The organism is Burkholderia sp. ABCPW 14 (assembly GCF_001523835.1).
GTDB lineage: Bacteria > Pseudomonadota > Gammaproteobacteria > Burkholderiales > Burkholderiaceae > Burkholderia > Burkholderia mayonis.
Genome location: NZ_LOVS01000193.1, coordinates 1 through 17,435, shown reverse-complemented (window position 1 = coordinate 17,435; position 17,435 = coordinate 1). Strand labels below are relative to the sequence as shown.

General features: G+C 66.2%; 17 protein-coding genes and 1 tRNA gene. 10 read left to right on the top strand and 8 right to left on the bottom strand.

The window, feature by feature from the left end:
- Window positions 1-26: 26 nt before the first annotated feature.
- The 3 genes from cgtA to rplU form a co-directional block, all read right to left on the bottom strand.
- On the bottom strand, window positions 27-1,145 hold the full coding sequence (gene cgtA, locus WS62_RS28445; protein WP_066578073.1) for an Obg family GTPase CgtA: 1,119 nt from the start codon (window positions 1,143-1,145) through the stop codon (window positions 27-29).
- A gap of 186 nt (window positions 1,146-1,331) precedes the next feature.
- Window positions 1,332-1,595 (bottom strand): 50S ribosomal protein L27, encoded by a 264-nt coding sequence (gene rpmA / locus WS62_RS28440; RefSeq protein WP_066487665.1) that lies wholly within the window; start codon window positions 1,593-1,595, stop codon window positions 1,332-1,334.
- 28 nt (window positions 1,596-1,623) lie between these two features.
- On the bottom strand, window positions 1,624-1,935 hold the full coding sequence (rplU, locus tag WS62_RS28435) for a 50S ribosomal protein L21 (RefSeq protein ID WP_059470690.1): 312 nt from the start codon (window positions 1,933-1,935) through the stop codon (window positions 1,624-1,626).
- 221 nt (window positions 1,936-2,156) lie between these two features.
- On the opposite strand from rplU, the gene WS62_RS28430 reads away from it, so the two are divergent.
- From WS62_RS28430 to WS62_RS28390, 9 genes are all read left to right on the top strand, one after another.
- Window positions 2,157-3,149: a polyprenyl synthetase family protein gene (locus WS62_RS28430; protein WP_066578282.1), complete on the top strand. Its 993-nt coding sequence runs from the start codon at window positions 2,157-2,159 to the stop codon at window positions 3,147-3,149.
- Window positions 3,150-3,179: 30 nt separating this feature from the next.
- Window positions 3,180-3,256, top strand: a tRNA-Pro gene (locus WS62_RS28425).
- Window positions 3,257-3,405: 149 nt separating this feature from the next.
- Complete coding sequence (locus tag WS62_RS28420) at window positions 3,406-4,701, top strand: HlyC/CorC family transporter (RefSeq protein ID WP_066578071.1); 1,296 nt, start codon at window positions 3,406-3,408, stop codon at window positions 4,699-4,701.
- A 114-nt stretch (window positions 4,702-4,815) separates the two neighbouring features.
- Window positions 4,816-6,093, top strand: a complete 1,278-nt coding sequence (locus WS62_RS28415) for a GspE/PulE family protein (protein ID WP_066578069.1) — start codon at window positions 4,816-4,818, stop codon at window positions 6,091-6,093.
- Complete coding sequence (locus WS62_RS28410) at window positions 6,090-7,307, top strand: type II secretion system F family protein (protein WP_066578067.1); 1,218 nt, start codon at window positions 6,090-6,092, stop codon at window positions 7,305-7,307. The genes WS62_RS28415 and WS62_RS28410 overlap by 4 nt, the downstream gene beginning before the upstream one ends.
- A gap of 44 nt (window positions 7,308-7,351) precedes the next feature.
- The gene (locus tag WS62_RS28405; protein WP_066578065.1) at window positions 7,352-8,263 is read left to right on the top strand and encodes a prepilin peptidase; all 912 of its coding nucleotides are present in this window, start codon (window positions 7,352-7,354) and stop codon (window positions 8,261-8,263) included.
- Window positions 8,264-8,266: 3 nt separating this feature from the next.
- On the top strand, window positions 8,267-8,878 hold the full coding sequence (gene coaE, locus WS62_RS28400) for a dephospho-CoA kinase (RefSeq protein ID WP_066578063.1): 612 nt from the start codon (window positions 8,267-8,269) through the stop codon (window positions 8,876-8,878).
- A gap of 149 nt (window positions 8,879-9,027) precedes the next feature.
- Entirely contained in the window at window positions 9,028-9,783 is a 756-nt protein-coding gene (gene zapD, locus WS62_RS28395) for a cell division protein ZapD (RefSeq protein ID WP_066578060.1), read from the top strand.
- A gap of 35 nt (window positions 9,784-9,818) precedes the next feature.
- Window positions 9,819-10,022: a DNA gyrase inhibitor YacG gene (locus WS62_RS28390; RefSeq protein ID WP_066578057.1), complete on the top strand. Its 204-nt coding sequence runs from the start codon at window positions 9,819-9,821 to the stop codon at window positions 10,020-10,022.
- Between the two features lie 113 nt (window positions 10,023-10,135).
- Here WS62_RS28390 and WS62_RS28385 read toward each other — a convergent pair whose 3' ends face one another.
- The 4 genes from WS62_RS28385 to secA all read right to left on the bottom strand — a co-directional run bounded on the left by WS62_RS28385 (window position 10,136) and on the right by secA (window position 15,657).
- The gene (locus tag WS62_RS28385) at window positions 10,136-10,585 is read right to left on the bottom strand and encodes an NUDIX domain-containing protein (RefSeq protein ID WP_066578053.1); all 450 of its coding nucleotides are present in this window, start codon (window positions 10,583-10,585) and stop codon (window positions 10,136-10,138) included.
- Window positions 10,582-11,451: an ATP-binding protein gene (locus tag WS62_RS28380; protein WP_066578051.1), complete on the bottom strand. Its 870-nt coding sequence runs from the start codon at window positions 11,449-11,451 to the stop codon at window positions 10,582-10,584. The genes WS62_RS28385 and WS62_RS28380 overlap by 4 nt, the downstream gene beginning before the upstream one ends.
- A 20-nt stretch (window positions 11,452-11,471) precedes the next feature.
- Window positions 11,472-12,713: a bifunctional glutamate N-acetyltransferase/amino-acid acetyltransferase ArgJ gene (argJ, locus tag WS62_RS28375; protein WP_066578279.1), complete on the bottom strand. Its 1,242-nt coding sequence runs from the start codon at window positions 12,711-12,713 to the stop codon at window positions 11,472-11,474.
- Between the two features lie 157 nt (window positions 12,714-12,870).
- Window positions 12,871-15,657, bottom strand: a complete 2,787-nt coding sequence (secA, locus tag WS62_RS28370) for a preprotein translocase subunit SecA (protein ID WP_066578050.1) — start codon at window positions 15,655-15,657, stop codon at window positions 12,871-12,873.
- A gap of 624 nt (window positions 15,658-16,281) precedes the next feature.
- On the opposite strand from secA, the gene WS62_RS28365 reads away from it, so the two are divergent.
- Window positions 16,282-16,758, top strand: a complete 477-nt coding sequence (locus WS62_RS28365) for a DUF721 domain-containing protein (protein WP_066578048.1) — start codon at window positions 16,282-16,284, stop codon at window positions 16,756-16,758.
- A gap of 257 nt (window positions 16,759-17,015) precedes the next feature.
- Here WS62_RS28365 and WS62_RS28360 read toward each other — a convergent pair.
- On the bottom strand, window positions 17,016-17,435 hold a 420-nt coding region (locus tag WS62_RS28360; protein WP_156441176.1), incomplete at its 5' end, for an IS3 family transposase.

The following is a 17,435-nucleotide window of genomic DNA, read 5'->3' as shown; positions in this document are numbered from 1 at the left end:
GCGGCGCGGCTTGCGGTCGGCGGCGCTTACGGCGCGTCGGCCTCGCGCTCGCGCGGTTCGCCGGCGGCGGACGGCGCGTCGCGGAAGCGCACGTCCGACGCCAGATCCTCGGCGACCTCGGCGCGATGCGCGTCCGAATGCGCGGAGAGATAGTCGTAGATCGCGTAGACGAGGCCTTCGCAGCCCTGCCCCGTCAGCGCGGAAATCTCGAATACGGGGCCAGCCCAGCCGAAGCGCTCGATGAAATCGGAGACGCGCGCGCCGCGCTCGTCCTCCGACACCATGTCGAGCTTGTTCAGGACGAGCCAGCGCGGCTTCTCGTACAGCGATTCGTCGTACTTGCGCAGTTCGCCGACGATCGCCTTCGCCTCCGCGACGGGATCGACGTTTTCGTCGAATGGCGCGAGATCGACAAGATGCAGCAGGAGACCGGTACGCTGCAGATGCCGCAGGAACTGATGGCCGAGGCCCGCGCCTTCCGCCGCACCTTCGATCAGGCCCGGAATGTCGGCGATCACGAAGCTCTTGCCCGGCCCGACGCGCACGACGCCGAGATTCGGCGCAAGCGTCGTGAACGGATAGTCGGCGATCTTCGGCTTCGCGTTCGACACCGACGAGATGAACGTCGACTTGCCGGCGTTCGGCATCCCGAGGAGGCCGACGTCCGCAAGCACCTTCAACTCGAGCTTCAGCATGCGCCGCTCACCCGGCTTGCCGTCCGTCTTCTGGCGCGGCGCGCGGTTCGTGCTCGACTTGAAGTGCAGGTTGCCGAGGCCGCCCGCGCCGCCCTTCGCGACGAGCACCTTCTGATCGTGCTCGGTCAGATCGGCGATCAACTCGCCCGTGTCCATGTCGTTGATGACGGTGCCGACCGGCATGCGCAGCGTGATGTCGTCGCCGCCCTTGCCGTAGCAATCGGAGCCGCGGCCGTTCTCGCCGTTGCGCGCCAGGTGCTTCTTCGCGTATCGGTAGTCGATCAGCGTGTTGATGTTGCGATCTGCGATCACGTATACGCTGCCGCCGCGGCCGCCGTCGCCGCCGTCCGGTCCGCCGAACGGAACGAATTTCTCGCGGCGCATCGACGCGCTGCCATCGCCCCCGTCGCCGGCGATGACTTCAATTCGCGCTTCGTCAATGAACTTCATCCGTCACTCCGTCCAGTATTTGCTGCCATTCCCGCTATTGTGCCGTGCGGCGCCGCGCTTGACCAATCGGCCGAACGGCCGATGCGCGCGGCGAATGCCTGCGCGCAAAATTCGCGCACAAAATAAAAAAGGCCCCGCTGTTACCGCGGGGCCTTTTCTTGGCTACGAAGCCCGTCGCGCCTAAACTCAGGCCGCGGCCGGGACGACGACGACCGTGTGCTTCCTGGCGGCGCCCTTCGTCGTGAACTTCACATGGCCGTCGACCAGCGCGAAGAGCGTGTGGTCCTTGCCCATGCCGACGTTTTCGCCTGCGTGCATGCGCGTGCCGCGCTGACGCACGATGATGCCGCCCGCGTTGATCGCCTGGCCGCCATACACCTTGACGCCGAGACGCTTCGACTCGGAGTCGCGGCCGTTCCGGGACGAGCCGCCTGCTTTTTTGTGTGCCATCTGATTGCTCCTTTACCGAGGGAGGCGCTTACGCGTTGATCGCGTCGATGCGCAGCTCGGTGTAGTTCTGGCGGTGGCCGCCGTGCTTTTGGTAGTGCTTCCGGCGACGCATCTTGAAGATGGTGACCTTGGCATGACGACCGTGCGATATGACGGTGGCCTTGACGGAAGCCCCACTGACCAGCGGCGTACCGAACTTAATCGATTCGCCTTCGCCCACTGCGAGAACCTGGTCGAGCGTGATTTCTGCGTCAATGTCTGCCGGCATCTGTTCTACTTTCAGTTTTTCGCCAACGGCAACCTTGTACTGCTTGCCGCCGGTTTTTATGACCGCGTACATTGAGAACCTCACTCTGGATCCATTTTTCCGTGCACCGTGCGCGGAAAACGCGTGATTATACATAGAGTTAGCGCTTCGGTCAAAGATCATCCGCGCCTGCCGCGCCCGACCGTGGCGCGGGCATCGGCCGAACGGCCGAAAAACGCGTGAAGAAGTCGCACGACGGCCCGGCTCGCGGGCGATTCGCCTTATAATCCGCGGCACTACCCATTTCCATGATCATGTCGTCGACTGCCACCCCCTCCCTCAGCGCCGCCCACTTGCTCGCCCCGATCGCAAGCGATATGGAGCAGGTGAATCGCGTCATTCGGCAAAGCCTCGGGTCCGACGTGCTGCTGATCAACCAGATCGCCGAGTACATCATCGGCGCGGGCGGCAAGCGGCTGCGACCGGCGCTTCTCCTTCTCGTCGCGGGCGCGCTCGGCGAAAACACGAGCCAGAAGCACGTGCTCGCGGCCGTTGTCGAATTCATCCATACGGCGACGCTGCTGCACGACGACGTCGTCGACGAATCGGAGCTGCGGCGCGGCCGCAAGACCGCGAACGCGCTGTTCGGCAACGCAGCGAGCGTGCTCGTCGGCGATTATCTCTACTCGCGCTCGTTCGAGATGATGGTGGGCGTGGGCAAGATGCGCGTGATGGAGATCCTGTCGGAAGCGACAACGATCATCTCCGAGGGCGAAGTGCTGCAGCTCCTGAACATGCACGACGCCGACGTCGACGAAACCCGCTACATGCAGGTGATCCGCTACAAGACCGCGAAGCTGTTCGAGGCCTCCGCGCGCCTCGGCGCGGTCCTGGCGGGCGCCGACGCGCCGACCGAGGCCGCCGCCGCCGAATACGGCCGCCGGATCGGCACTGCGTTCCAGATCATGGACGACTGGCTCGACTACGCGGGCACCGCCGAATCGATGGGCAAGAACGCCGGCGACGACCTGCGCGAAGGCAAGCCGACGCTGCCGCTCATCTATCTGATCGAACGCGGCACGGCCGAGCAGTCGGCGCTCGCGCGCGAAGCGATCGAGCAAGGCGGCACCGACCGCTTCGACACGATCTTCGACGCAATCACGCGTTCGGGCGCGCTCGACCATACGCTCGAATGCGCCCGCCAAGAAGCCGAGGCCGCGGCCGCGGCAATTTCTTCATTTCCCGCTTCCATTTTCAAAGAGAGCCTGCTAGAATTATGTTCTTATTCGACGTCACGCCAGTCTTGATCTAGACCGAAGCGACGAAAGAGTCCAAATCGGGGTGTAGCTTAGCCTGGTAGAGCGCTACGTTCGGGACGTAGAGGCCGGAGGTTCGAATCCTCTCACCCCGACCAGATTTGCAGAAAACCGCGCACACGATGCGCGGTTTTTTTTTGCGCGACGGCGGCGTTGCCCCACGGCACGATGCGATGCCATGCGCGAACCGACCGCGCCCCTCTGCTATAGTCTTTTCCATTCCTGTCATTCACCGACTCTCCGACGCGTGGACCAAATTCCCTTATGGGCGCAAATCGGCGCCATCTTCCTGCTTCTTCTCTGCTCCAGCTTCTTCTCCATTTCTGAAACCGCGATGATGGCACTCAACCGCCATCGGCTGAAGCACCTCGCGGGCCGTGGCGCGCTTGGCGCGAAAACGACGCAGGGGCTCCTTGCGCGGACCGATCAGCTGCTGAGCGTGATCCTGATCGGCAACAATCTGTTCAACACGATCATCCCGGTGCTGACGACGTCGATCGCGCTGCGCACGTTCGGCCACGACAACTTCGTGCTGTCGATCGCGACCGGCATCGTCGCGTTTCTCATCATCGTGTTCGCGGAAATCACGCCGAAGATCGTCGGCGCGACGTTCCCCGAGCGGATCGCGCTGCCGGCGAGCGTCGTGATCGCGCCGCTGATGCGCGTGATGATGCCCGTCGTGTGGTTCGTCAACACGCTGTCGGGCTCGATCCTCGCGGCGCTGCGGATCAACACGAAAGGGGGGCGCGACCAGCGGCTGTCGACCGAGGAGCTGCGCTCGCTCGTGCTCGAATCGGGCAGCTTCATGCCGACCAAGCACCGCAGCATCCTGCTCAACCTGTTCGATCTCGAGAACATCACCGTCGACGACGTGATGATCCCGCGCCGCCAGATCGAGGCGCTCAACATCCTCGCGCCGCTCGACGACGTGCTGCATCAGCTCGAGACCTGCTATCACAACCGGCTCGTCGTCTACGAAGGCGACATCGACCGCGTGCTCGGCGTGCTGCACGTGCGCAAGACGCTCGCCGCGCTCCACAACCAGGATTTCGACCGCGACACGCTGCGCGAACTGCTCACGGAGCCGTACTACGTGCCGTCCGGCACGCCCGTGTTCCAGCAGTTGCAGTACTTCCAGGAAAGCCGGCAGCGCACGGCGCTCGTCGTCAACGAATACGGCGAGCTGCAGGGGCTCGTCACGCCCGAGGACATCATCGAGGAGTTGATCGGCGAATTCACGACGACGATGCCGAGAAGCGAGAATTCGAAGAGCGGCTGGGACGCGAACGGCGAGTGCATCGTCGCCGGCAGCATGCCGCTGCGCGAGTTGAACCGCTGGCTGCACTTGAGCCTGCCGACCAAGGGACCCAAGACGCTCAACGGCCTGATCCTCGAAATGCTCGAGGAAATTCCCGAAGGCGATATCTGCCTGAAGATCGGCGACGTGATGATCGAAGTGATGCGCAGCGACGATCAGGGCGTGCGCACGGTCAAGCTGTTCAAGCCGCGCACGTCGCTCGGGGGACGCGCGCTGAGCGCGTAACGAGCGGCGTGTGACGCGCGGCGCGGTTGGCCAATCGACCGACTGGCGGCCGCCCTGCGCGACGCGCGATGATCGCTCCATCGTGTCGAGCAGGCGGCCGCGAGGCCGAGTCCGATGTCCGCAACACCCTCTTCCCCTTCTTTTTCTTCCACGTGGCCGACGGCGCCGCTTCCGCCCGCGGCGTCCGCCCCGCCCCGTCCCCGCGCCGCCGAACTCGCCGACGACGCGCCCGCGGTCGGCATCGTCGCCGACATGCTGCGCGCCGCACACGAACGCGACGCGTCCGACATTCATGTCGAGCCAGGCGAATCGGGCTGGCGCGTGCGCCTGCGGATCGACGGCGTGCTCCACGAATTCGCCCGGCTGCCTGCCCATCTGCGCGACGCATGCGTGACACGCATCAAGGTGCTCGCGCGGATGGACATCGCCGAGCGTCGCGTGCCGCAAGACGGCCGGCTGCGGCTCGCGCTCGCGCCGGGGCGCGCGGGCGACTACCGGGTCAGTTCGCTGCCGACGCTGCACGGCGAAAAGCTCGTGCTGCGGCGTCTCGAGACGCTTCCCGCCGATCTGTCGCTCGCCGCACTCGGCTTCGACGCCGCGCAGACGCGCCGCGTCGAAGCGGCGATCGGCGCGCCGCACGGTCTCGTCCTCGTCACGGGACCGACGGGCAGCGGCAAGACGCTGTCGCTGTACTGCTTCCTGCAAATGCTGAACGACGTGTCGCGAAACGTCTGCACGGTCGAAGATCCGGCCGAAATCGAACTCGACGGGATCAATCAGGTCGGCGTGCGCGAGAAGGCGGGCCTGACCTTCGCGGTCGCGCTGCGCGCGTTTCTGCGCCAGGATCCTGACGTCATCATGGTCGGCGAGATACGCGACGCAGAAACTGCCGACGTTGCGCTGAAAGCCGCGCAAACGGGCCACCTCGTGCTGTCGACACTGCATACGAACGACGCGCCCGCAGCGGTTGCTCGACTGCTCGACATCGGCGTCGCGCCGCACAACCTCGCTGCCGCGCTGCGACTCGTGACAGCCCAGCGGCTCGTGCGCCGCCTCTGCACCGCGTGCCGCGCGCCGTCCGACGCGTCGCCCGATGCGCTGCGCGCGGCGGGCCTCGACCCCGCTTCGCTCGTCGCCGGCTGGCGCCCTTATGCGGCGACGGGCTGCGCCGCGTGCCACGGAATCGGCTATCGGGGGCGCATCGGCATTCATCAGGTGATGCCGCTGTCTGCCGCGCAACGCAATCTGATCGTCGCCCGCGCGAGCAGCGCCGAACTCGCGCGGCAGGCACACGCCGAAGGCATGACGAGCTTGCGCGATGCGGCGCTCGCACGCGTGCGCGACGGCACGACGAGCCTGGACGAAGCGCTCGGCGCGACGGAGGCTGGATGAGCGCGCGCAGCCTGGCCACACCGATCGAGGCCCGTTATCGCTGGGCGGGCGTGACGACCGATGGCGCGCGACGCCGCGGCACGCTGATCGCAGTCAATCCGTCCGCCGCACGCACGGCGCTCAAACGCATGGGCGTCACGGTGCTGCATCTCGAAGCGCGCGGTACGGCGCCGCAGCCCGGCGTGCGTGCACGCGACGTCACACGTTTCGCGCGTCAACTCGCAGGACTCCTGCACGCGGGGCTCGCGCTCGCGCCGTCGCTCGAACTGCTCGCGCAAGCGACGCAGCGAAGCGAAATGCCCCGCATCGCGGCAGGGCTCGCGAGGGAGATCATTGCAGGACGGCAGTTCTCCGCCGCCCTGCGCCGCTACCCGCGCCAGTTCGATCCGCTCTTCTGCCAACTGGTCGCGGTCGGCGAAACAGCGGGCGCGCTCGCCGCGGTGCTCGCGCGGCTCGCCGACGATCGAGAACGTGCGGCTGCCCAGTATGCGCGGGTCAGGGGCGCGCTCGCTTATCCGGTCGCCGTGCTGCTGTTCGCGCTCGCGATCACAGCGACCCTGCTGATTTGGGTCGTGCCGACGTTCGAACAGATTTTCGCGGGCTTCGGCGCCGCACTGCCGGCGCCGACCCGCGTCATCCTGACGCTGTCGGCCGGCGCGACACGCTGGAGCGCGCCTGCCGCCGCGGTAGCATTGCTCGTCTGCTTCACCGCCCGCTACGCAGCACACCGCTCTGAAGCCGCGCGCCTTGCGCTCGCACAGGCGCTGCTGCGCACACCGCTCGCCGGACCGCTCGTGCGCATGCTCGCCGCTGCGCGCTGGAGCCGCGCGCTCGGCACGCTGCTCGCCGCCGGCACGCCGCTCACCGACGCGTTCGCCGCGCTATCGAACGCGACCGGCAACGCGCGCTTCGATCGCGCGACGGCCGGCATCGCCGCACGCCTGCAGCACGGCGAGCGGCTCGCTCGCGCGATGCGCGCCGAAGACTGTTTTCCGGACGACGTCGTGCAGCCGATCGCCGTCGCCGAGGAATCGGGGACGCTCGACACGATGCTCATCGACGTCGCGACGCTCTGCGATCGCCGCATCGACGAACAGATCGGCGTGCTTGCGAACCTGTGCGAGCCCGTCGTGATCGTCGTGCTGGGCGCACTGATCGGCGCACTCGTGGTCGCGATGTACTTGCCGATCGTCCAGCTCGGCAACGTGGTGTAGCATCGCAGCCGAATCCGACTCCATTTGCGATGCCAACCGCCTCGATGACGCCCAATCCGTTCCTTCCCGATCCGGCCGCGCACGCTGCCGCCGGGCCGCTCGCCGCGTTCGCGACGCTCCCCACGGGGATGCAGCTTGCGTTCGCGATCGTGCTCGGCCTCGTCGTCGGCAGCTTCATCAACGTCGTCGTCCATCGGCTGCCGATCATGATGAAACGCGCGTGGCTCGCGGAAATCGCCGAAGCGACGGGCGAGCCGCCCGCCGACGACAGCCTGCCGCCGCGCTACAACCTCTGCGTGCCGCGCAGCGCGTGCCCGCACTGCGGCCATGTGCTCCGCGCGTGGGAGAACATTCCGGTCCTCAGCTACATCGCGTTGCGCGGTCGCTGCCGCCGCTGCCGTGCGCCGATCGGCGCACGCTATCCGCTCATCGAACTCGCGAGCGGCGCGCTCGCCGCCGGTGCGCTCGCGCTCTTCGGGCCGAGCGGCGCTGCGCTCACCGCGTTCGGCCTGTGCGCGGCGCTTCTCGCCATGAGCGCGATCGACATGCAGACCGGCTTCCTGCCAGATTCGCTGACACTGCCGCTCTTGTGGGCGGGCCTGTGCGTCAATCTGTGGGATACGTTCGTGAGCCTGCGCACTGCGGTGATCGGCGCAATCGCCGGCTATCTCTTCCTCTGGTGCATTCTGTGGCTGTTCAAATTGCTGCGCGGCATCGAAGGGATCGGCTACGGGGACCTGAAGCTCCTCGCCGCGCTCGGCGCGTGGCTCGGCTGGGAAGCGTTGCCGCAAATCGTGCTGATCGCCGCCGTCGCGGGCGCGGCGATCGGTCTCGTCGCAACCTGGCGCGGCCGCATGCGCTTCGAGGAACCGCTGCCGTTCGGCCCGTTCCTTGCGGCAGGCGGCGCGGCGACTCTCTTTTTCGGCACGCCGTTCTACCTGCTGCTCGGAGGCTGATCTATGTTTTCGGTGGGATTGACGGGGGGAATCGGCAGCGGCAAGACGACCGTCGCGAATCTGTTCGGCGAGCTCGGCGCATCGATCGTCGATACCGATCTGATCGCGCACCGCATCACCGCGCCGCACGGCCTCGCGATGCCGCTCATCGCGCGCGAGTTCGGCGCCGAGTTCATCGCAGCCGACGGTTCGCTCGATCGCGCAAAGATGCGCGCGCTGATCTTCAGCGACGAATTCGCGCGCAAGCGACTCGAAGCGATCACCCATCCGCTGATCCGCGAAGAGACCGAGCGCGAGGCTATCGCGGCGCGAGGCGCGTACGTCGTCTTCGTCGTGCCGCTCCTCGTCGAATCGGGAACGTGGAAGGCGCGTGTGAACCGCGTGCTCGCCGTCGATTGCGACGTCGAGACGCAAATCGCGCGCGTGATGCGCCGCAACGGATTCAGCCGCGAGCAGGTGGAGGCGATCGTCGCAAGACAGGCGTCGCGCGACGCACGGCTTGCCGCCGCCGACGACGTGATCGTCAACGACAATGCGCCGCACGACGAACTCGCAGCCGCAGTCGCCGCACTGCACCAACGCTATCTCGCATACGCAGCCGCGGCGAAGAATTGACGAGCCTGCGGCGCATACGTCGCGTCCGATGCACGGAACTGCAACACGCCGTCATGCGTCCCGAAAAATGGCGCGATTGCTAGGGTAGGCCGTGAGCATTAGAATGTCCCTGCAATTTTGGTCACCCCCTACGCGAGAGGCGAGCGCGCTTGATTCTTTACGAGTATCCGTTCAACGAGCGAATCCGCACGCTGTTGCGTCTCGAAGATTTGTTCGAACGCTTCACGTTCTTCGTGGCTCAAGAGGACGCGAGAGAGCATCATGTCGCGCTGACGACGCTGTTCGAAATCTCCGAAGTCGCGGGCCGCGCAGATCTGAAATCGGATCTGATGAAGGAACTCGAGCGCCAGCGGCAGACGCTCGCGCCGTTTCGCGGCAATCCCGGCATCGAGCAGAACGCGCTCGAAGCGGTGCTCGGCGAAATCGAGCAGACGCTCTCGAACCTCGCGCAGATGCAAGGCAAGACCGGCCAGCATCTGATCGACAACGAATGGCTCGCAAGCATCCGTAGCCGCGCGGTCATCCCCGGCGGCACCTGCAAATTCGATCTCCCGTCGTACTACGCGTGGCAGCAGTGGCCCGCCGGGCAGCGCCGCCAGGACATCGCCAAATGGGCAATGCCGCTCTTGCCGCTGCGAGACGCCGCGATGATCGTGCTGCGCCTCGCGCGCGAATCCGGGCAAGCCTCGAAGGTGATGGCGATGCAGGGCAGCTATCAGCAGATGCTGTCCGGGCGCACCTATCAGCTGATGCAGGTGCGTGTCCCCCCCGAGTTGCGCGTGATTCCCGAGGCGAGCGCGAACAAGTACATGCTGTGGGTGCGCTTCACCGCGCAGGACGGCGACGTCCGGCCGCGCGCGGTCGACATCGACGTACCATTCCAGCTCACGCTCTGCAATCTGTAACGGCGGCCTCGCGCCGCATCGATTATTCCATCCGTATGGTTACTGTCGTGAAATGCCCGTCCTGCGGCAAGGAAGTCCGCTGGACGCCCGAAAACCGTTTCCGCCCGTTCTGTTCCGCCCGCTGCAAGCAGCTCGATCTCGGTGCCTGGGCAGCCGAGAAGTACAAGATCGGCGGAACGGATGACGAAGCGCCGTCCGACGACGACGCAGGCCATCGGGAAGACGGCGGCCGCGGCTGACCGCCGGCCGCATCGAACGGCCGAGGCCGGATGCGGCCGGCGCCGCGGACCGCGTCCCAAGAAGGTCGTGACGGGATAGAAGGAAAGCTGACGGACCAAGGGCCCGCGCACGTTTATTGCCGCTCGCCGCCCTGCTCGCGCGCGAGCAGTTCGAGCACGGGCAGCGCGGCGGGCAGCAGCGGCGCGACGTCGACAGGCAAACGCTGCCAGACGAACGCCTGCCCTTCGCGGCTATGCGGCTCGCCCGTCCAGCCCGTCACCTTGCAGAAATACAGGCGAACGTACGCGTGCGGATAGTCGTGCTCGAGCGTATGCCAGCGGTGGCATTCGGTCACGACGATGCCGAGTTCCTCGTGCAGTTCGCGGGCGAGCGCCGCTTCGACGCTCTCGCCCGCCTCGAGCTTGCCGCCCGGAAACTCCCAGTAGCCCTCGTAAGGCTTGCCGAGCAGACGCTGCGCGAGCAGATAGCGGCCGTCCGGCTGCACCAGCACGCCGACCGCGACCTCGGTCACCTTGCGGGCGACGCCGGCCGGCGCCGCGTCGTTCGATACTTCGATACTCATACGTTCTCCTTGCGGCCCGCGCGATCGCGCGCGAACTGCCATGCGACCCGGCCGGAGCGCGAGCCGCGCTCGAGCGCCCAGACGAGCGCATCGCCGCGCGCCGTATCGATCTCGGCGTCGTCGCAGCCGAAATGCTTGAGCCAGTGGCCGACGATCGTCAGATAGTCGTCCTGCTTGAACGGATAGAAGCTGACCCACAGGCCGAAGCGTTCCGACAGCGAGATCTTCTCCTCGACGACCTCGCCCGGATGGATCTCACCGTCCGGCAGATGCTTGTACGTCTCGTTGTCGCTCATGTACTCGGGCAGCAGATGGCGGCGGTTCGACGTCGCGTAGATCAGCACGTTGTCGGACTGCGCGGCAACCGACCCGTCGAGCGCGACCTTGAGCGCCTTGTAGCCCGATTCGCCCTCTTCGAACGACAGATCGTCGCAGAACACGATGAAGCGCTCCGGGCGCGCGGAGATCAGCTCGACGATGTCGCCCAGATCGTGCAGATCTTCCTTGTCGACTTCGATGAGCCGCAATCCGTCGGCCGCGTAGGCGTTCAGGCACGCCTTGATCAGCGACGACTTGCCGGTGCCGCGCGCGCCCGTCAGCAGCACGTTGTTCGCGGGCTTCCTGCTCACGAACTGGCGCGTGTTCTGCTCGATCAGCGCCTTCTGGCGATCGATGTTCCGCAGATCGTCAAGCGCGATCATCGAACGCGCGGCGACCGGCTGCAGATAGCCGCGTCCCTGGCGCTTGCGCCAGCGAAACGCGAACGCGGACGTCCAGTCGATTGCCGGCGGCGGCGGCGGAAGAATCGCTTCGAGGCGCCCAAGCAGCGCTTCGGCGCGGATGAGGAACTGCTCGAGTGGGTCCATGATGTCGTGCCCCGTATGACTTACGAACGATAGTCGGCGTTGATGCTCACGTAATCATGCGACAAATCGCAAGTCCAGATCGTCGCTTGCGCGTCGCCGCGGCCGAGCAGCACGCGGATCGCAATCTCGCTTTGCTTCATCACGCGCTGGCCGTCCTCTTCCAGATACGCGGGATTGCGGCCGCCCGCCTTCGCGACGAGCACGTCGTCGAGATACAGATCGATCTTGCCGACGTCGAGGTCCGCGACGCCCGCGTAGCCGATCGCCGCGAGAATCCGGCCGAGGTTCGGGTCCGACGCGTAGAACGCCGTCTTCACGAGCGGGGAGTGGCCGATCGCGTACGCGATCTGGCGGCACTCGGCGACGCTCTTGCCGCCTTCGACCTTCACCGTCATGAATTTCGTCGCGCCTTCGCCGTCGCGCACGATCAGTTGCGCGAGCGTCTGGGCGACTGCGGTCACCGCGTCGCGCAGCGCCGCGTAGGCGGGCGAATCGGCCGACGCAATCTCGGGCAGGCTCGCCTTGCCCGACGCGATCAGGATGAACGAGTCGTTGGTCGACGTGTCGCCGTCGACCGTGATGCAATTGAACGAGCGGTCCGCGACGTCCTTCACGAGCGCGTCGAGCACCGGCTGCGCGACCTTCGCGTCGAACGCGAGGAAGCCGAGCATCGTCGCCATGTTCGGCTTGATCATCCCGGCGCCCTTGCTGATGCCCGTCAGCGTGATCGTGTGGCCGTCGATCGTCACCTGGCGCGATGCCGCCTTCGGCAGCGTGTCCGTCGTCATGATCGACTGCGCGGCGTCGTACCAGTGCGCGGCCGCGCGGTTCGCGAGCGCGTCGGGGAGGCCGGCCTTCAGGCGGTCGATCGGCAGCGGCTCGAGGATCACGCCCGTCGAGAACGGCAGCACCTGCTCGGGCGCGATGCCCGCAAGGCTCGCGAGCGCCACGCAGGTTTCGCGTGCATGCGCGAGACCCGGCTCGCCCGTGCCCGCGTTCGCGTTGCCCGTGTTGACAACGAGCGCGCGAATGCCTGCGCCGCCCGCGCGCACCTGCGCCAGATGCTCGCGGCAGACCGTCACGGGCGCCGCGCAGAAACGGTTCTCGGTGAACACGCCCGACACGGTCGCGCCTTCGTCGACGGAGACGACGAGCACATCCTTGCGGTTCGGCTTGCGAATGTTCGCCTCCGCCCAGCCGAGCGTCACGCCGGCGACGGGATGCAACTGCGCGGGATCGATCGAGGGAAAATTGACAGCCATCTGAAGCACCTGCCCCGAAGGAAAATGCCGGCGTTCGAGCCGGCATCGATTGGACTGAAGAACCGGCGGCCGCTCGCGCGCGCCGCCGCGCATCACACCTCAAGAATCTTGCGCACAGACGACGCGGCGCGCTCATCGCGCGCCGCCTTCGATCACGTCAGTTCAGCTTGCCGTGACAGTGCTTGTACTTCTTGCCGCTGCCGCACGGGCACGGATCGTTGCGGCCGACCCGCGGCACCTCGCCCGCCGGGCCGCTGTGGCTCATCGCGTGGCCGACCATCTCGGCCGTCGCATCCGCGACCGCCACGCCGCCCGCGGCCGCCGCTGCCGCGAAATCGGCATGCTGGAATTCGACGTTCTCGAGATGACCACCCTGCTCCTCGATCTGCTCGGCCGCTTCCTCCAGTTGCTCCGGCGACTGGATCTGCACGTTCATCACGATCCGCGTGACTTCCTGCTTCACCGCGTCGAGCATCGCCGCGAACAGTTCGAACGCCTCGCGCTTGTATTCCTGCTTCGGGTTCTTCTGCGCGTAGCCGCGCAGGTGGATGCCCTGGCGCAGATGATCGAGCGCTGCGAGATGCTCGCGCCACAGGCGGTCGAGCGTCTGCAGCATGATCGAGCGCTCGAACGCGCTGAACGACTCGCGGCCGACCAGCGCGACCTTCGCTTCGTAGTGCTCGTCGGCCGCCGTCGTGACGGCGTCGAGAATCTCGTCCGCATTGATCGACGACGACTCGTTCACCATTTCCTGGATCGCGAGGTCGAGCTGCCAGTCGTTGCGCAGCGCCTCTTCGAGCTCCGGAAGATCCCACTGCTCTTCGATGCTGCCCGCCGGCACGAACTGGCGGACCACTTCCGACATCACGCCGTGCCGCATCGCGCCGATCGTCTCGGCGATATCGTGCGCCTCGAGCAGCTCGTTACGCTGCTGATAGATCACCTTGCGCTGATCGTTCGCGACGTCGTCGTATTCGAGCAGTTGCTTGCGGATGTCGAAGTTGCGCGCCTCGACCTTGCGCTGCGCCGACTCGATCGAACGCGTGACGATGCCCGCCTCGATCGCCTCGCCTTCCGGCATCTTCAGGCGCTCCATGATCGCGCGCACGCGATCGCCCGCGAAGATGCGCAGGAGCGGATCCTCGAGCGACAGGTAGAAGCGCGACGAGCCCGGATCGCCCTGACGGCCCGCGCGGCCGCGCAGCTGATTGTCGATCCGGCGCGATTCGTGGCGTTCGGTGCCGATGATGTGCAGGCCACCCGCGGCCTTCACCTGCTCGTGCAGCGTTTCCCACTCGTCATGCAGTTTCTGGATCCGGCGCGCCTTGTCGTCGGCCGGGATCGATTCGTCGGCCTCGAGGAACGCGGCCTGCTTCTCGGCGTTGCCGCCGAGCACGATGTCGGTACCGCGGCCCGCCATGTTCGTCGCGATCGTGATGCGCTTCGGCCGGCCCGCTTCGGCGACGATCTCCGCTTCGCGCGCGTGCTGCTTCGCGTTCAGCACCTCGTGCGGCAGGCCCGCCTGCTTGAGCAGGTGCGACAGCAGCTCCGAATTCTCGATCGACGTCGTGCCGACGAGCACCGGCTGGCCGCGCTCGTGACAGTCGCGGATGTCGCGGATCACCGCGTCGTAGCGTTCCTTCGCGGTCTTGTAGATCTGGTCCTGCTTGTCGATCCGCTTCGGCGGCCGGTTGGTCGGGATCACGACCGTCTCGAGGCCGTAGATCTCGTTGAATTCGTACGCTTCGGTGTCCGCCGTCCCGGTCATGCCCGAGAGCTTCGCGTACATCCGGAAGTAGTTCTGGAACGTGATCGACGCGAGCGTCTGGTTCTCGCTCTGGATCTTCACGTGCTCCTTCGCCTCGACCGCCTGATGCAGGCCGTCGGACCAGCGGCGGCCCGGCATCAGGCGGCCCGTGAATTCGTCGACGATGATTACTTCGTCGTTCTGCACGACGTAGTGCTGATCGCGATGGAACAGCGTGTGCGCGCGCAGCGCTGCATACACGTGGTGCATCAGCGTGATGTTCTGCGGCGCGTAGAGGCTCTCGCCGTCGCCGATGAGGCCCCATTCGGCGAGCATCCGCTCGGCCTTCTCGTGGCCCGACTCGGTCAGGAACACCTGGCGGCCCTTCTCGTCGAGCGTGTAGTCGCCCGGCTTCTCGACGCCCGTGCCGTCCGCCTTCTCTTCGCCGATCTGACGTTCGAGGAGCGGCGGCAGCGCGTTCATCCGCACGTACAGTTCGGTGTGGTCTTCCGCCTGGCCCGAGATGATGAGCGGCGTGCGCGCTTCGTCGATCAGGATCGAGTCGACTTCGTCGACGACCGCGAAGTTGAGCGGCCGCTGCACGCGCGCATCGGTCTCGTAGACCATGTTGTCGCGCAGGTAGTCGAAGCCGAATTCGTTGTTCGTGCCGTACGTGATGTCGGCTGCGTACGCCGCCTGCTTCTGGTCGTGCTCCATCCCCGACAGGTTGATGCCGACCGACAGCCCGAGGAAGTTGTAGAGCCGTCCCATCCACTCGGCGTCGCGCTGCGCGAGGTAGTCGTTGACCGTCACGACGTGCACGCCGCGGCCCGCGAGCGCATTCAGGTACACGGCGAGCGTCGCGACGAGCGTCTTGCCTTCGCCCGTGCGCATTTCGGCGATCTTGCCGTAATGCAGCACCATCCCGCCGATCAACTGCACGTCGAAGTGGCGCATCTTCAGCACGCGGCGGCTCGCTTCGCGGCACACGGCGAACGCTTCGGGCAGCAGCTTGTCGAGTGCCTCGCCAGCCGCGATGCGCTGACGAAACTCCCCTGTCTTGCCGCGCAACTGGTCGTCCGTCAGCGTCTCGATCTGCGTTTCGAGCGCATTGATCGCCACGACGGTCTTTTGGTATTGCTTGACGAGCCGCTGATTGCGGCTGCCAAAAATTTTCTGAAGAAAACCGGTTGTCATCGGATCGGGTGTGCGTCGGTGCAACGGCCCCGGAGCGGTATACGCCCTCCCCGGCGCGCCGAGCCTCGGCGGCTTAGCGTAGAAGTGAATTCAAACGTCGAATTTTAGCACGCGCACCAGGGCGCGCCGGTGTCGGCGGCGGCAGCCGCCATGGGGCGCGGTTCGGCCGCGTGGGCGGCCAAAAATTGACCGGCAGGCGGGAGCGGCGCAGCGCCCGGCGCTCGTGCCCGGTGCCTGGAGGCGCGTGAAGCGCCGGGGTGGCAGCCGCGCCAACGCGATGAACAGGACGTGAATGTTCGTCGCTCGGCTTTGTTTCTCCAGAGCGGTTCCTTCGCGACTGGGTCAAAGCTCAGCAGACCAAGGACGCCGCCGCATAACTCGGGACCGTTGGAAGGCGAAAAATCGAGGGAACCTCATGGGCTTGGGCCCCGGTTCGCCCACGGGCATGAGCGGCGTTGGTTCTAGTTCCAGCTCCGGAAGCCAGTATTGGCGGTGAATTCGGGACTCAGCCCCCGACAGTCGATACCCTCGGCCGCCAAACGACATCGCGGTACAATCGGCGCATCGCTCCACCATCCGGTCGCCCGTCACACGCCAAACCACGCGGCGCTGCCGACTTCCCTCATGAACCGACCGCCGAAGCAATTTCGTCCCAACGACTGGTCGCGGCCGCAAGCCGCCGCCGACGTCCTCAAGCGCACCGACGCGTTCGCCGCGCTGCGCGCGGGCATCGAGCAAGTCGCGGCGCTGCAGCGGGATCTCACCGCATTGCTCCCCGATTATCTGGCGAATCACGTCGAGCCGGGCTTCATCAAGGACGGCACGCTCACGCTGTTCGCCGCGCACAACGCGCTTGCCGCACGGCTGCGGCAAGTCGAACCGCGGCTCCTGTCCGAGCTGCAGGCGCGCGGCTGGGCCGTGGCTGCGCTGAAGGTGCGCGTGCGCCCGCAGCCCGCACCCGAACCGCCGCGCGTCAAGCAAGCGCGGATGTCGGCGGCCGGCACCGACGCACTGCGCCAGCTCGCAGACACGCTCGAGCAGTCGCCGCTGCAAAGCGCGCTCGCGCGGATGGCCGCGCGCCACACGAAAGCACCTCGCTAATCAGCCCCGCGCCGCGATGTGTCCGCACGCGGAACCGGAAACACGGTCCCGATCGCCGGACGGCGCGCCGCGCGCGACACCGAAGGCACGGCTCATTGACGCACAGCGCACGAAGCGACGAATCCAGCCGCCGCCGCGAGAGCGCAAACGAGACCGCAGCGCGCGACGACGACGTCGCCACCCCGCAAAACGCTCGACGCGATAAAAAAAGCGGCCCGCAGTGAACTGACCCCACAAAGTTGGACGGTGGTTGAAGGCTAGGCGCCCAAGGGCTGAGTTCGGTATTGCACGGGACTCAGCCCTTTCAATTTGAGCTTGATGCGTTCGTGGTTGTAATAGCGGATGTAGCGATCGAGCGTGTCGCGCAAATGCTCCACGCAAGTGAAGCGATGCCCCTTGTAGCACTCGGACTTGAGCGTGCCGAAGAAGCTTTCCATCGCAGCATTGTCGAGGCAGTTGCCCTTGCGAGACATGCTTTGAGTCAGCTTGCGCCGCTTCAGTTGCCGGCGAAACGCCGGCATGCGGTATTGCCAGCCTTGGTCCGAATGCACTAGCGGTTTGTCCTTGCGTCTGAGTTTGGCCAGCGCCTTCTTCAGCATGCCGCTGACCAGTTCGAAGCTCGGGCGTCGATCCATCTGGTAGGCCACGATCTCGCCGTTGTACAGATCCATCACCGG